At 35.8% G+C, this 14467-nt stretch carries 14 protein-coding genes and 1 other RNA gene; 1 reads left to right on the top strand and 14 read right to left on the bottom strand.

Annotation, left to right across the window (positions count from 1 at the left end):
- Positions 1-11 precede the first annotated feature (11 nt).
- The 8 genes from AC3HD6_RS09515 to AC3HD6_RS09480 form a co-directional block, all read right to left on the bottom strand.
- Positions 12-1727 carry a phospho-sugar mutase gene (locus AC3HD6_RS09515; protein WP_488896113.1) on the bottom strand — a complete coding sequence of 572 codons (1716 nt, stop codon included), beginning with the start codon at positions 1725-1727 and terminating at the stop codon, positions 12-14.
- A 268-nt stretch (positions 1728-1995) separates the two neighbouring features.
- Positions 1996-2352: a four helix bundle protein gene (locus tag AC3HD6_RS09510; RefSeq protein ID WP_488896112.1), complete on the bottom strand. Its 357-nt coding sequence runs from the start codon at positions 2350-2352 to the stop codon at positions 1996-1998.
- Between the two features lie 175 nt (positions 2353-2527).
- Positions 2528-3229, bottom strand: coding sequence for a GIN domain-containing protein (locus AC3HD6_RS09505; protein WP_488896111.1), 702 nt, complete (start codon positions 3227-3229; stop codon positions 2528-2530).
- Between the two features lie 427 nt (positions 3230-3656).
- On the bottom strand, positions 3657-4061 hold the full coding sequence (locus AC3HD6_RS09500; RefSeq protein ID WP_488896110.1) for a hypothetical protein: 405 nt from the start codon (positions 4059-4061) through the stop codon (positions 3657-3659).
- A gap of 23 nt (positions 4062-4084) precedes the next feature.
- Positions 4085-4663: a DUF2931 family protein gene (locus AC3HD6_RS09495; protein WP_488896109.1), complete on the bottom strand. Its 579-nt coding sequence runs from the start codon at positions 4661-4663 to the stop codon at positions 4085-4087.
- Between the two features lie 10 nt (positions 4664-4673).
- Positions 4674-5405, bottom strand: coding sequence for a hypothetical protein (locus AC3HD6_RS09490; protein WP_488896108.1), 732 nt, complete (start codon positions 5403-5405; stop codon positions 4674-4676).
- A gap of 111 nt (positions 5406-5516) precedes the next feature.
- Positions 5517-6467 carry a glycosyltransferase family 2 protein gene (locus tag AC3HD6_RS09485; RefSeq protein ID WP_488896107.1) on the bottom strand — a complete coding sequence of 317 codons (951 nt, stop codon included), beginning with the start codon at positions 6465-6467 and terminating at the stop codon, positions 5517-5519.
- 16 nt (positions 6468-6483) lie between these two features.
- Positions 6484-7086 (bottom strand): DUF4199 domain-containing protein, encoded by a 603-nt coding sequence (locus AC3HD6_RS09480; RefSeq protein WP_488896106.1) that lies wholly within the window; start codon positions 7084-7086, stop codon positions 6484-6486.
- Positions 7087-7217: 131 nt separating this feature from the next.
- On the opposite strand from AC3HD6_RS09480, the gene ffs reads away from it, so the two are divergent.
- Positions 7218-7315: signal recognition particle sRNA small type (gene ffs / locus AC3HD6_RS09475), an RNA gene on the top strand.
- Positions 7316-7432: 117 nt separating this feature from the next.
- Here the strand turns inward: ffs and AC3HD6_RS09470 are convergent.
- The 6 genes from AC3HD6_RS09470 to gyrA all read right to left on the bottom strand — a co-directional run bounded on the left by AC3HD6_RS09470 (position 7433) and on the right by gyrA (position 14404).
- A complete protein-coding gene (locus tag AC3HD6_RS09470) occupies positions 7433-8119 on the bottom strand; it encodes a metal-dependent hydrolase (RefSeq protein ID WP_068943468.1) in 687 nt (228 codons plus the stop codon).
- 141 nt (positions 8120-8260) lie between these two features.
- On the bottom strand, positions 8261-8707 hold the full coding sequence (locus tag AC3HD6_RS09465) for an SRPBCC family protein (RefSeq protein WP_488896105.1): 447 nt from the start codon (positions 8705-8707) through the stop codon (positions 8261-8263).
- Between the two features lie 13 nt (positions 8708-8720).
- The gene (gene menA / locus AC3HD6_RS09460) at positions 8721-9650 is read right to left on the bottom strand and encodes a 1,4-dihydroxy-2-naphthoate octaprenyltransferase (RefSeq protein ID WP_488896104.1); all 930 of its coding nucleotides are present in this window, start codon (positions 9648-9650) and stop codon (positions 8721-8723) included.
- A 72-nt stretch (positions 9651-9722) separates the two neighbouring features.
- On the bottom strand, positions 9723-10559 hold the full coding sequence (locus tag AC3HD6_RS09455; protein WP_488896103.1) for a 1,4-dihydroxy-2-naphthoyl-CoA synthase: 837 nt from the start codon (positions 10557-10559) through the stop codon (positions 9723-9725).
- A gap of 176 nt (positions 10560-10735) precedes the next feature.
- Entirely contained in the window at positions 10736-11767 is a 1032-nt protein-coding gene (locus tag AC3HD6_RS09450; RefSeq protein ID WP_488896102.1) for a tetratricopeptide repeat protein, read from the bottom strand.
- A gap of 27 nt (positions 11768-11794) precedes the next feature.
- Positions 11795-14404 carry a DNA gyrase subunit A gene (gene gyrA / locus AC3HD6_RS09445; RefSeq protein WP_488896101.1) on the bottom strand — a complete coding sequence of 870 codons (2610 nt, stop codon included), beginning with the start codon at positions 14402-14404 and terminating at the stop codon, positions 11795-11797.
- Positions 14405-14467: the final 63 nt, after the last annotated feature.

Below are 14467 nucleotides of genomic sequence, written 5' to 3'. Positions count from 1 at the left end.
TTATCAGATAATTAGTCCAGTTTTAAATCTGTTTTAACGGCCTGAATTTTAGCTTCCAATGATTTCAGTTTATCTTTAAAATCGGCTTCAGAAGAGATGGCGTCTTTTACTGAAACATAGAATTTAATTTTTGGTTCTGTTCCTGAAGGTCTTACACAAACTTTAGTTCCATCCTGAGTATAGTAGATCAATACGTTAGACTGCGGAATCTCGTTCATTACTTTTTTCTCTCCTGATGAAATGCTAAGACTTGTCTGCTCTTTGAAGTCTTTTACTTCTTCCACTAATGAACCGGCTAATTCTTTTGGAGGGTTTTCACGGAAGTTTTTCATCATATTCTGAATTTCTTCAGCACCTTCTTTTCCTTTTCTTACGATGTTTACCAAACCTTCATAATACATTCCAAGATCTTTGTAGATTTCGATCATGTATTGATACATTGTTTTGCCATTGGCTTTGCACCAAGCTGCAATTTCACAAGCTACAAGAATACTTCCACAAGAGTCTTTATCACGAACAAAATCTCCGGTCATAAATCCGAAACTTTCTTCTCCACCACATACAAATTTCTGGGTTCCTTCTGCTTCACGGATCATTTTTCCAATCCATTTGAATCCTGTAAGACCTACTTTGCATTCAACACCAAATTTCTGTGCAATATCATAGAAAATATCAGACGTTACGATGGTAGAACCAATGAATTCTTTCCCTGTAATTCTTCCCTGTTTTCTCCATTCGTTCAGAATATAATACGTAAGGATTGTATTGGTTTGGTTTCCGTTCAATAACTGCATTTCGCCATCCAGGTTTCTTACAGCAATTCCTAATCTGTCACCATCCGGATCTGTTCCGATCACGATGTCTGCATTAGTAATTTTTGCAAGATCCATTGCCATTTCCAGAGCTGCAGGCTCTTCCGGGTTTGGAGAGTCTACGGTCGGGAAATTTCCACTCGGGATCATTTGCTCTTTTACCAGATCTACTTTTTTGAAACCTGCTTTTGCTAAAGCTTTAGGAATTGTAGTATAGGTAGTTCCGTGAATAGAAGTGAAAACTATATTTAAATTTTCTTTTCCTTCGTTCTGGTATGTAGAATTTTCAATACATGCATCAATGTAAACATCATCCTGCTCCTCTCCGATCCATTCAATCAGATCATCATTTCCGTTGAATTTAATTTCTTCGAATTTTACAGAATATACTTCTTTAATGATTGCTTCATCATTTGGCGGAACAATCTGTGCCCCGTCATTCCAGTATACTTTGTAACCGTTATATTCAGGTGGATTGTGAGAAGCTGTCAATACAATTCCCCCGTTACATTTTTTATCACGAACGGTGAAAGAAAGTTCAGGCGTTGGTCTGTGATCTTTGAAAAGCAATACTTTAATTCCGTTTGCTGTTAAAACATCTGCTACCAGTTTTCCGAACTCTTTTGAGTTGTGGCGAACGTCATAAGCAATAGCTACTTTAATCTCTTCTCCTTTAAACTGCTCAAGCATATAATTTGCTAATCCCTGAGTCGCTTGTCCTAATGTATATTTATTTAAGCGGTTGGTTCCTACTCCCATAATTCCACGCATACCTCCTGTTCCGAATTCCAGTTCTCTATAAAAAGAATCTTCAAGATCCGGGGAGTTGCTGTCGATCAATGCCTGTACTGCATTTCTCGTTTCTTCATCGAAGGTATCACTTAACCAAAGTTTCGCTTTTTCTAATGTGTTCATATTTAGTTTAGTTTGGAAGCTGGAGGCTGGAAGAGGGAGGTTGTTTTTGTCCCAGTTCAACCTTTCAGCTTTTTGATTTATTATTTTGTTTTGTTTATCAGGCTGGAAGTGGGAAGCTGGGAGATGGAAGATATTGCATTCCCTGATTCAGACTTCTGCCTTTTATTTAATTATTCTATTTTTTTGTTTGATTAAAAAGTGAAAATGAAGTTTGGTAAACTAGAATTACCTCCAGCTTCCGGCTCCCTTCTTCCAGCCCTCTAATCTATTACTCCTTTATTTGATTTCTAAAAGCTATAATTTGGTTCATTAAATTATAACTTTCTGTATAAAGATTGCCAAATTCTTTTTCTGTAATATACTTTCTATTTTTTGCTTTATATAAACAGGTTACTGTTTCTGCCAAAGAGCGGATCGAGTATCCTAAAAATTTTTTAAATTCTAATTTCGACTGTAAAATACTTCCTTCTGAAATATTCAGCGCTATAGAATCAGTGGCTCTCCTTATCTGCGAAGTAAGATTAAATGCTTCATCTTTTGGAAAACCTTGAGACAAACTGAAAATGTCTTCTCCGAAATCCATTGATTTCTGCCAAATTAACAATTTTTCAAATTTGAAACTCATGTGTTTACTTTACTAGGCTGGAAGTGGGAAGCTGGGGGATGGAAGATATTGCATTCCCTGATTCAGACTTCTGCCTTTTATTTAATTATTCTATTTTTTTGTTTGATTAAAAAGTGAAAATGAAGTTTGGTAAACTAGAATTACCTCTAGCTTCCGGCTCCCTTCTTCCAGCTTTTTAATCTAATTTCTTATTCTCAACCTTAGTTGTTTTCTCTACTTTAAATGCTCTGATCGGGTCATTATAGTAGATAAATTTTGCTGTGTTCTGAATATTTCCTTTCAAAGAGTCTTTTACATTGACCTCCGCATAGTTACCATTTTTGGAATCAATATTCAGATTGGTAATTTTCCAATAAGGAGCTATTAGGCTTGCTGTATCAGAAATCTTAATTACCGCATCTTTTGTCAATCCTAAAAAGTTAGCACGGCTTCTGTTATGCATTTCTACTTCTGCTCTTCTTGTATTGACAGATCCCATGAAGCTTGCATTATTCTTCATATTCAGTCTGAAATTGTCTGTTTTAATTTCGCTTGAAATATTTACTTCTACTGAATCTGAAACGGCTACTTTTTCAAGGTTATATTTTGAATAAATGGTTACATTGTAAAAATCGACTCCTTTTGTCCCTCTTTTTTCTTTAATGGTAAGGGTTTTATCTTTTACATCTACATCCAGATTATTGGCAACATTGGGATAAGTTTCTATTTCCACAAAGTTTTTTGGCCCTCTGGCATAAAATACACGGAATTTACCGTTCAGATCCAGATTTACAAATTCCGGAACGTCCACATCTTTCTTTTCAATATTTCCTTTTGGAGAAACTTTCCCGCAGGAAACAACTGCTATCAGCATCAATGTGTATAGTACTTTTTTCATATTTAATTTTAAATATTCTACTGATGATCATGATGATCTGTTTTTATTGAAAGTTTTCCGGGCTTTCAATAATATCTTTTAACAAAAATAGGATTAAAATTTCTAAAAATCTTTGTCTTTTGGCAATAAAATACCTGATAATTTTCAATTTTTAATTTCCAAATGGTGGCCATTTTTTATAGACAGCAATAAAAAAACACCCAATAATTGGATGTTGTTCTTTTATATTCTAATTTTACCTAATCTTTTTTAAGTTTTTCAAAAAATATTTTTAATCCTTATATCAACTCAATGATATTTTCAATATAAATATACTTTCTAACCACTCCAAATCTTAGCTATTTTTGTTTATCCAGTTTAATCTTTTTACCACTAAAAAATTGCAAAATAATCAATAATGAGAGTAATATTGGGAACAGCTTATTGATCATTGATCAAATGTCATATCGAAAATATCCACCTGTACTTTAGGAATTTCCTGCTCTATATTATCTTTCTTAAGATATACCTTACCAGTTTTAAAGTCTGCTGAAAGTTTTAACTGGATCTCAAAATCCTTCTTTCCTATTTTTGTATAAAAATCTTTAAACAACTTCACCAGTTCCTGCTCGCGACTCCTCCTTATCTCATAAGGCTGCATCTTAGGTTCTTGTCTATTTACATTTCCGGGATAAATACGAATGGTAAATGTTCTTCCTGCTGATGTTTCAAATTCTCCATCGATCTCTAATGGAATCGCTTTGGGAGAGGACTGTGTCAAGTAATCTACGTCAGAGATACACCATGCATCCTCAACATTAATATAATCAACCTCCATTTTCTGTTTTTTCAAATCAAAAGAATTGTTAAAGTCAGCTACTTTAAAAGTATAGCTCCATGGATAATGGAGGTTAATATCTTTCCAAATCTGGGTATTAATTCTTTTTTCTGAAATTTCCTGCTGTGTTTGAAGAGGCATTTTTTTCCCACCAAAAGAGAATTCCCTCCCAGTAAATAAAGGAATATTTGCCCTCCAGGAGCAATAGATACTTTAAAATACTTATAGTTAGAACTTTCTTTACATTTTAACCCTTCTTTAAATAGCTTAGACAGTTTTTCATAATCCAATTTAAAGTCGCCTTCATAAAACTTATTTTCAGCATAAGAAAACCATCTGATCTTCATCCCAAAAGGAACAGAGCGATATTGTTCCCCAGCGATAACAACCCCAGAATCACCGCTCCACCATTGAGACTCTAAAACCATATCAGCAGGAATCCCTGCGATTTCTTCACATTTCTCATTATAAAAACTTCCATTCCTAATAATCATCGGATAACCCATATCGGCAGTTGTTAAAGTCAGCCATTCATACTTATTGTTCATATTATTAACTTTTTCACAACTATTAACTAAAAGACCAATTATCAGTAACAATCCTAATAATTTTTTCATAATATTTTTTTTAACCTTTTAAAATATCTCTTTCTGGTTTTCCGTTTACATAGCGTCCATCCATAGTGAGAGTCTCATCATCTTTATTTGAACGATGAAGATACCTATTTCGAACCCACATTAGCTGTTCTTTAGGTAATGTTACCGCACTCATGTTTTTGTAAAACCGGTTTAACTTCCCTATCATTTCATCTGCTACCTCGCCTTCGTAATATTGATGTATTTTGGGATAATATTCTTTCTTCCAACGATTTTTGATCTCATCTCCGTTGAGTATTGCTTCTGGCCGCCCATCTTTTTTTAAAGAAATTTGTAATGGATAAAGAGTTTCACCTGCAGTTTCTATTAGTTTTTCAACCATCAGTTGTATTTCCTGATCATTGACGTATATTTTTTTTCTGACAACAGACACTATCATTTTTTCTTCCCTCTGAATATCAACAAGGTAGTGTATTTTTATTTCCGGAAAAGCAGTGGTCATCACTACACCATAGGTAGATTCTTCGAGGGTATCGGGAAGTGTTATTTGTGAAGCGAGAAGACGTTTCTTTTTCCGTTTACTTTCCTTGTCGGCAGGGATATAAATATATTTAAGGTATTTCGGTAGATTTCCGGGAATAATTTCGTGCAGGGCACAATGCTGATTATGAAAGGCAATCAGCTCTTCTTTAGAAATATCATATTCTCTGGAAAGGGAATCCAGATCCGTAATATCTTTAATTTTAATTCTAATATTTTCCATTTGTGTGTTTTCATCTTACACTAAGATCGGAAAATAATGTTTAAAAAAAATATCTCAGAAAGTTTTCTTTCTGAGATATTGTATGTTTAATAAAGCATATAAAATTTAAAATTATATCACTTCATCAATATTATAATTCTTATGCTCTCGGTTGGTTCTGATGATCATTTCTCCCAGGAATCCTGCTACAAACAGCAATGTTCCCATAATCATCATGGTTAAAGCAATATAGAACCAAGGATTATTCGTAATTAAATGACCATAAATTCCTTTAGCTACATCAATCAGTTTGGATACCCCAAGCCAAAGTGCTGAAAGGAAACCAAAGATAAACATTAGAGTTCCTACTGCTCCGAAGAAATGCATAGGTCTTCCTCCAAAACGACTTACAAACCAAAGTGTTATCAGATCCAAAAATCCTCTTACAAATCTTTCTGTTCCGAATTTTGAAGTTCCATAAGGTCTTGCCTGATGCTGTACTTCTTTCTCCGTAATTCTTCTGAACCCTGCATTGGCAGCCAATACCGGAATATAACGGTGCATATCTCCGTATACATCTACAGATTTTACAACCTGTCTCTTGTAAGCTTTCAAACCGCAATTGAAATCGTGAAGATAAACTCCTGAAACTTTTCTAGCTGCTGCATTGAATAGTTTTGACGGAATATTCTTTGTCATTACATTGTCAAAACGCTTCTTCTTCCAACCGGAAACAATATCGTAATTATCCTGGATCACCATATTGTACAGTTCCGGGATTTCTTCCGGAAAATCCTGTAAATCGGCATCCATGGTAATCACCACCTCTCCGTTTGTTCTTTCAAAAGCCGCATGAAGCGCTTGAGATTTCCCATAATTTCGGGAAAATTTAATAGCGTGGATCTGAGGATACTGTACTTTTAAGTTCTCAATAATGCTCCACGATAAATCCGTACTTCCATCATCAACAAACCAGATTTCGTAAGATAAATTACTGGTTTTGCAGACTTTATCAATTCTTGAAAAAAGCTCTTCCAGAGAGTCTTCTTCGTTCAGTAACGGAATAACTATAGATAAGTTCATTTAATTTTAATAAAAATTAGTCTTGATTTGTTTCTTCGGGCTGATAGATACTTCTTGTTCTGAAAAATGCTCCGAAAAACACCGACAAAACTACGTAAAATATAAGAATTGCTGCAAAATATCCTGAAAAATGACTTGCGGTAAGCATATCTTTTCCTTTTACAGCCTCCGGACTAAAGCTCTGAAGCCTCTCATTATACTTCTGATCAAGCTCGTCAATATCTTTCTGATGCTTTAAAATTTTTCTCGCAGAAGTATATTCTGTATCCAATTCTGATTTCTGTCTTTGAACATATTGATAGTTCAAAAGCTTTTTTGCATCCGTATCTGCAAAGTTTAAAAAGGCATAAATACTGAAAATCGAAAGAATTCCTCCGATGAACATCGGAATGAATGCTCTTTTGAAGGCTTCTTTAAAAGTTACCACCCTATGGCTGTTCCAATAGCTTTTTACGGATAAGAAAGCTGCTCCCGCATAGAGAATAGGCAACACGAAAGCATTGGCTTTCAGTGAAATATCAAAATAATTAATTCCTGAGAAAAAAGTATATACTACAAAAAAAACGATCATTGTAGCTATAAAAAGTATAATTCCTAGTGTTGATGGACTTTTCGTCATGTTAAATTTTTTAGAAAAAAGTTGAAAAATTATTCCCCTAAATGTCAGCTGCTTAGCTCTACGACTGCATTTTTTCGACAAATTTTCTTTGATAAAGTTTTGAAGTTTACAAATATTTCCTACCTTTGCAACGGCAAGTCCTAAACAACCAGCTCCTGAGAATCCTCCAGGGTGGGAACGCAGCAAAGGTAATCGGTCGTAGCGGTGTGATTTAGGTAGCTTGCCATTTTTTTTTGGTTTAAAGTGAAGAGAGAGGTAATTTGATAATTATCTTTTTTTGTTTTTAATACCTTACGCATCATATTCATTTTTTCTAATTTTCAGATTACCTCTTTTTAATTATTGATTAAAACTCGAACGTCTCCCCTAATTTTGGTAAAACAAGTTCTACATTTTTATCAGCGAAATGCTTTAATGCACTTTCATGATTGATCTCTATAGCAGGGAACGTATCAAAGTGACATCCGATTACTTTTGGGGTCTTTAATAATTCTGCTGCTGCAAAAGACGCTTTTCTAGGGCACATCGTGTAGTGGCTACCGATAGGAAGGATAGAAAGGTCAATATTCCCGTATAACCTCGGAAATAGCTCCATATCTGCCATTACTCCTGTATCTCCTGCCAAATACACATTCTTACCTTCAGGAAGTCTGAAAATATATCCTACAGGAACGCCTCCATAGCTTCCATCCGGGAAAGAACTTGTATGGTGAGCCGGAACCATGGAAATTTTAAGATCGTCGATTTTTGCCGATCCTCCTAAGTTCACATCGTCTTTATTTTTAGCCTGTGTAAAGTATCCGCATACTTCCGGTACTCCAATCACGGTAGCTTCCGGATAATGCTGTAATACTTCTGCTACATCTGCAATATGATCTCCATGAGCATGAGTCAACAGGATGTAATCGATTTTTTGAGCGGTAATATCAAAACCTGATTCCGCTTTTTTGTAGTTGTAGAAAGGGTCACTTAAAATTGTTTTGTCCTTGTACGTGAACAGAAAACAATTTTGCCCTAAGAATTGTATTTTCATTGTAAATTTAATTTCAATTATTATTAAACACAAATGACTCAAATACTTTTACAAAATAACACAATGAGATTAGTGACATTTGTGAAAGCATCTGTGCCATCCGTGTTTTTTAAAACGCAAAGCGTTGTTTATTTACCTTAACTATTTCGATGGGAATTTATCTTCAATCAGTCTCAGATTGATCCCATGCTCCAAATAGGCTTTACAACCGTCTAAAACAGTCGTAAAACCGCCTGTATTGTCGTTAACCTGTCTCAGCATCTCTTCACCCGTTTGAGTGAATCCATAGCTCTTAATAACAACAAGAGTTCCGTTTTCCATGGTCTTAAACTCATAGTCTACATTTACTGAAGGTTCTCCCCATACTGTTTTAATCAGCTGGTTCGGAATAATCTGATGAACATTGACTACGTTTTTCACGCCATACATTTCCCATTCCCAGGTTACTGTTTTCCCTTCTTCTAATTTTCCGGTAGATTTTGTAAACCAGAAATTAGTGGTTACTTCAGGATTGATGAATGCTTCAAAAACATCTTCAATCGGTTTTCTGATAAGCATTTGTGCTTCAACATAGACATTAGAACTCATGATATATTTAGATTTAGTTAAATAAGTTAAGTCCGGCTGCTGTAAGAATAGCCATTACAAACGTCATGATTCCTACCTGCTTTAAATACTGGTCTAATTCTTTCGGCTCTTTTACCGACATAATGTTTCTTCTTAGTTTTGCTAATGGAAACAAAAGGATCATTACCATGAACACATAGTAGTTTTGCTGTTGTATAAATCCGTTTACTCCTAAAAAGATAAGGATTAATACCAATGGAAGCTGTAAAAGAATCATTTCGTAGATCATTGCATTTTTGAATCCGATTCTTAATGCAAAACTGTTTTTTCCTGATAGTTTATCACTTTCAATATCTCTCATATTGTTCAGGTTCAAAACAGCCATACTCATCATTCCTACTGCAGTTCCCGGCAACAGCATATCCCAGCTGAATGTTTTTGTAAACAGGAAATAACTTCCGCACACGGAAACCAATCCGAAGAAGATAAACACAAAGATATCACCCAATCCCATATATCCGTAAGGCTTCTTCCCTACTGTATATCCGATGGCTGCTAAAATACAAGCCACTCCCAACCCTATAAAAGTGTAGAATTCATTCATATAGTCCGGAATGAAAGCTACATATAATAACGCAATTGTAGCAACGAAAGATAATGCTGAGAAAAGAATAACCGCATTTTTCATCTGCTTGGCTGTAATTTTTCCTGATGCAACAGCTCTTGCTTCTGCCTCATTGATTCTCTTTGCATCTGTTCCTTTTACCCCATCACCATAATCATTGGCATAGTTTGATAAAATCTGGTACAAAAGCGTTACCAAAAGTGCTAATGCAAAAATCTTCCAATCCCATGTTCCGCCTTCTCTGTACAACCTCCATTTTGCAATGAAAGCTCCCATAATAATTCCGCTTAATGACAGCGGTAAAGTTCTGAGCCTTGCGGCTTTTATCCAATCAGTCATAAATTTATAAGTAATGAGCAATGGGTAATAAGTAATGAAATATTGCTCATTACTTATTACTCATCACTAATGTTAAGATATCCATTGATCCTCCCCGAAATTCGGCTTTCTTTTTTCAAGGAAAGCATTTCTTCCTTCTTTAGCTTCTTCGGTCATATAGGCTAAACGGGTTGCTTCCCCTGCAAATACCTGCTGGCCAACCATTCCATCATCAGTAAGGTTCATCGCAAACTTCAGCATTCTGATAGACATTGGAGATTTTCCTAAGATTTCCTGTGCCCATTCGTAAGCGGTATCTTCTAATTCTGCATGTGGAACTACTTTGTTTACCATTCCCATTTCGAAAGCTTCCTGAGCGGAATAATTTCTTCCTAAAAAGAAGATTTCACGGGCTTTTTTCTGTCCTACCATTTTGGCAAGGTAAGCAGATCCGTACCCTCCATCAAAACTTGTTACATCAGCATCAGTTTGTTTGAAAATAGCATGTTCTTCACTAGCCAGAGTAAGGTCACAAACCACATGAAGTGAGTGTCCACCACCTACAGCCCATCCTGGAACTACTGCAATAACCACTTTCGGCATGAAACGGATCAAACGCTGAACTTCCAGAATATTTAAACGGTGTCTTCCATCTTCTCCTACATATCCCTGCTCACCTCTTGCTTTTTGGTCTCCACCACTGCAGAAAGCCCAACCTCCGTCTTTAGAGCTTGGTCCTTCTCCCGAAAGTAAAACAACGCCTATTGAAGGGTCTTCAGAGGCATCATAAAAAGCATCATATAATTCTGAAGTAGTTTTTGGTCTGAAAGCATTACGTACTTCCGGTCTGTTGAAAGCGATTCTTGCTACACCATTGCATTTTTTATAGGTAATATCATCGTATTCCTTAGCGGTTTTCCATTCGATCATTTTGGTAAAATTTTTCTCAAAGATACGGAATTACAGAGAATTTTAAGGGATGAAATTTTGGATACCCAATGGTAAATGATGAGTAGTAAGTAATCAATCATAAATGATATTTTCACTAAAAAAACAAAAGCCGAAACATTGCTGTTTCGGCTTTTTATTATTAAGTTACAAAATGATTATTTTGCTGGTGCTGCTGCACTTAGCTCAGCTTCTTTAGCTTTCATTTCTTTCACTTTATCCACATTTTTAGTTACTACGTAAATCTCTTTCAATGTGCTTACTGCATCAATATTTTTAGGATCTACTTTATACCAGCTTTCTGCAAATGGTAAAGCTTTTGCAAATCTTTCTCTTCTTGCATCAATTAATTTAGAAGCTTCATCCGGCTTATCTTTTCTCATAGCATTGATATCAGCTACAATTTTAGAGTCATCTCCAATGGTAGTGTATACAAGATTCTGATAAGCATTGGCAAAGTCAGGCTTAAGTTCAATGGCTTTTTTAAATGATTCTAAAGCATCATTAACTGTAGCCGGAGTTTTTGCCTGCATTACGCCAAGGTTATACCAGTTGGTTGCATCATTAGGATTTTTCGCTAACTGCTCTTTCAAACCAGCAACGAATTTATCCATATTTCCTGAAGCAAGATAAGCATTAGTCTGGTTTTCTTTTAGCTTAGCATTGTTTGGAAATTTAGCTAATCCTTTTTCAATGATTACCAGCGCTTCGTTTGGTTTTTTAGCATTAAGAAGCAATAAAGATAACGTTTCATATAAATCTACTTCTACTCCTGCAGACTGCTCTGTTTTGAAATCTGAATATTCAGAATTCTTTTTCATAAGCTCCCAAGATGCTTTATCTAAATTTACTACCTGTCCGCTCTTTTTTTCTTTAGCAGTATAAGTAGTTTCTACTCCAGTAAATCCAGAATTCACAAGGTCTGTATATATTTTAATAGCCGGATCACTATTGTTGGCTAATGCGTGACTAAGCCCTGCATAATACATATATATCTTGTTATCCTGACCATTAGCTTTCAATAAGTCGTAAACTTCTACAAACTTAGGTGCTGCAGCTGCATAGTTTTTTGCGTTATATGCGTCCATCGCTGCTTTATTGGCAGCCTGAAGCTGAGCATTTACATCTCCTTTCTGTCCAAAAACAAAAGCAGATGCTACGATAGCCATACCTAAAATTAGTTTCTTCATAATAACTATTTTATATTAATTGTACATTTATTCTTCAGAATCAGAATTCTCATTTTCCTCAGCCTGAGGTGTTGTATCATCGTTTTCAAGGTCACCAAACAGAGATTCCATTCCTTCCTGAACTTCGCCTTCAGTTTCTTCAGCTCCTTCAAGTCCCTCCATCTCTTCAGAATCTTCTTCTACATCTTTATCCATTTCTACTTTTGCAATGGCTGCAATTTCGTCATTCTTTTTAAGATTGATTAGTTTTACCCCTTGTGTATTTCTACCCATTACTCTCATTTCATCCATTCCCATTCTGATGGCAACACCGGATTTATTGATAATCATCAATCCATCTTCATCTGTTACGTTTTGAATAGCAATCAGATTTCCTGTTTTTTCGGTAATGTTTAGAGTGATAACTCCTTTTCCTCCTCTGTTTGTAATTCTGTAGTCTTCTACTGCAGTTCTCTTACCATATCCTTTTTCAGATACTACAAGAACCGTTTCGTTCTCTACGTCATTCACAACAATCATACCAATAGCTTCATCATTGTCTTCCATAGCAATACCACGCACCCCAATAGAACCTCTACCCACTTCTCTTACTTTTTCTTCAGGGAAACGGATACACTTACCATTTTTAGTAGCGATCATAATCTGAGAAGAACCGTTGGTAAGGTAAGCTCCTAATAATTGGTCATTATCTCTAATTTCAATAGCATTTACCCCATTTACTCTTGGTCTTGAATAGGCTTCCAATGATGTTTTCTTGATGGTACCGTTTTTAGTTACCATTACTACACTCATCTGGTTTACATACTCGGAATCCTTAAGGTTGTTGGTTCTGATATATGCTTTAATCTTATCATCCGGTTCAATGTTGATAAGGTTTTGTACTGCTCTTCCTTTTGCGGTTTTTGAACCTTCAGGAATTTCAAATACTCTTAACCAGTAACATCTTCCTTTTTCTGTAAAGAACAACATATACTGGTGATTGGTTGCAGATACAATATATTCAAGGAAATCGGAATCTCTTGTTGTAGCCGCTTTATTTCCTACCCCACCTCTACTTTGAATTTTATATTCTGAAAGAGATGTTCTCTTCACATATCCTGCATGAGAAATAGTAAGAACTACGGATTCATTTGGAATAATATCTTCAATAGACATTTCTCCTCCTGAATAATCAATTTCAGTTCTTCTTTCGTCACCATATTTTTCTTTAACTTCGATCAATTCGTCTTTGATGATCTGGAATCTTCTTGGCTCGTTCGCAAGAATATCTTCCAAATTAGCAATTTCTTTCATGATTGCATCGTACTCGTCACGGATCTTATCAAGTTCCATTCCTGTTAAACGAGCTAATCTAAGATCTAGAATCGCCTGAGCCTGGATTTCTGAAAGTTCGAATGCTTCAATTAAGCCTTCTTTTGCAGCCTGAGGATTTGCACTGTGACGGATAATTGAAATCGCTCTATCTAATGAATCCTGCGTTCCAATTACTTTCATGAAACCTTCTAAGATATGTGCTCTTTCTTTTGCTTTTTTAAGCTCAAACTGAGTTCTTCTAATGATTACTTCATGTCTGTGCTCTACAAAATGGTGAATAATATCTTTAAGATTCAACTGCTCTGGTCTTCCGTGTACCAACGCAATATTATTAACGCTGAAAGAAGTCTGAAGTGCTGTATATTTATATAAAAGGTTCAGCACTACATTTGGAATGGCATCGTTTTTCAATTCATAAACAACACGTAGTCCTTTTCTGTCTGATTCATCTCTGATCTCGTGAATGCCAGGAATCTTTTCATCTTTAACAAGTTCTGCAGTTCTGGCGATCATTTCCGCCTTATTTACCTGATAAGGAACTTCAGTTACGATAATAGCATTTCTGTTTCCGATTTCTTCGAAGTTTACTTTCGCTCTCAAAACTACTCTACCTCTTCCGGTATGGAATGCATCTCTTACTCCGTCGTATCCATAAATGATACCTCCTGTAGGGAAGTCCGGAGCAATAATGTGCTGCATCAGCTCATCAATGGTAATTTCTTTATTATCTATATAAGCACAGATAGCATCTACAGATTCAGAAAGGTTGTGTGGCGCCATATTGGTTGCCATCCCTACTGCAATACCTGAAGCTCCGTTAACCAAAAGATTAGGAATCTTTGTAGGCATAACAGTTGGTTCCTGTAAGCTGTCGTCAAAGTTATTCTGGAAATCTACAGTTTCTTTGTCAAGGTCAGAAAGAACCTCATCAGAGATTTTTTTCAATCTTGCTTCGGTATAACGCATTGCTGCCGGCGGGTCACCATCCATAGAACCGAAGTTACCCTGCCCATCTACCTGAGGGTAACGTAAGCTCCATTCCTGAGCCATTCTTACCATCGCGTCATATACAGAGGAGTCTCCGTGCGGGTGATATTTACCCAAAACATCCCCAACAATTCTCGCAGATTTTAAATATTTTCTATTCGAAAAAACCCCTAATCCATACATACCATAAAGTACTCTTCTATGAACGGGTTTCAAGCCATCTCTTACATCCGGAAGCGCTCTTGAAACGATAACGGACATCGAATAATCGATATAAGACGACTTCATTTCATCAACAATGTTGATAGGAATTAGTCTTTCTCCTTCTTTTTGCATAAACAAATTTATTATAATGATTGCCAGACCCTTAGCTGGAAGTCTGAAAATTATTTATTTCCA

This window comes from Chryseobacterium sp. II3a (assembly GCF_057815135.1).
The sequence above is the reverse complement of the archived record's forward strand: the minus strand, read 5'-3'. Positions and strand labels throughout refer to the sequence as shown.

What these genes read in the sequence shown, in the direction of transcription:
- AC3HD6_RS09490 (WP_488896108.1), bottom strand. Translation starts at nt 5,405, where the DNA reads ATGGAAAATATTAGAATTAAAATTAAAGATATTACGGATCTGGATTCC.
- AC3HD6_RS09450 (WP_488896102.1), bottom strand. Translation starts at nt 11,767, where the DNA reads ATGAAGAAACTAATTTTAGGTATGGCTATCGTAGCATCTGCTTTTGTT.
- AC3HD6_RS09465 (WP_488896105.1), bottom strand. Translation starts at nt 8,707, where the DNA reads ATGAGTTCTAATGTCTATGTTGAAGCACAAATGCTTATCAGAAAACCG.
- AC3HD6_RS09495 (WP_488896109.1), bottom strand. Translation starts at nt 4,663, where the DNA reads ATGAAAAAATTATTAGGATTGTTACTGATAATTGGTCTTTTAGTTAAT.
- AC3HD6_RS09455 (WP_488896103.1), bottom strand. Translation starts at nt 10,559, where the DNA reads ATGATCGAATGGAAAACCGCTAAGGAATACGATGATATTACCTATAAA.
- AC3HD6_RS09510 (WP_488896112.1), bottom strand. Translation starts at nt 2,352, where the DNA reads ATGAGTTTCAAATTTGAAAAATTGTTAATTTGGCAGAAATCAATGGAT.
- AC3HD6_RS09470 (WP_068943468.1), bottom strand. Translation starts at nt 8,119, where the DNA reads ATGAAAATACAATTCTTAGGGCAAAATTGTTTTCTGTTCACGTACAAG.
- AC3HD6_RS09485 (WP_488896107.1), bottom strand. Translation starts at nt 6,467, where the DNA reads ATGAACTTATCTATAGTTATTCCGTTACTGAACGAAGAAGACTCTCTG.
- AC3HD6_RS09480 (WP_488896106.1), bottom strand. Translation starts at nt 7,086, where the DNA reads ATGACGAAAAGTCCATCAACACTAGGAATTATACTTTTTATAGCTACA.
- AC3HD6_RS09515 (WP_488896113.1), bottom strand. Translation starts at nt 1,727, where the DNA reads ATGAACACATTAGAAAAAGCGAAACTTTGGTTAAGTGATACCTTCGAT.
- gyrA (WP_488896101.1), bottom strand. Translation starts at nt 14,404, where the DNA reads ATGCAAAAAGAAGGAGAAAGACTAATTCCTATCAACATTGTTGATGAA.
- AC3HD6_RS09505 (WP_488896111.1), bottom strand. Translation starts at nt 3,229, where the DNA reads ATGAAAAAAGTACTATACACATTGATGCTGATAGCAGTTGTTTCCTGC.
- menA (WP_488896104.1), bottom strand. Translation starts at nt 9,650, where the DNA reads ATGACTGATTGGATAAAAGCCGCAAGGCTCAGAACTTTACCGCTGTCA.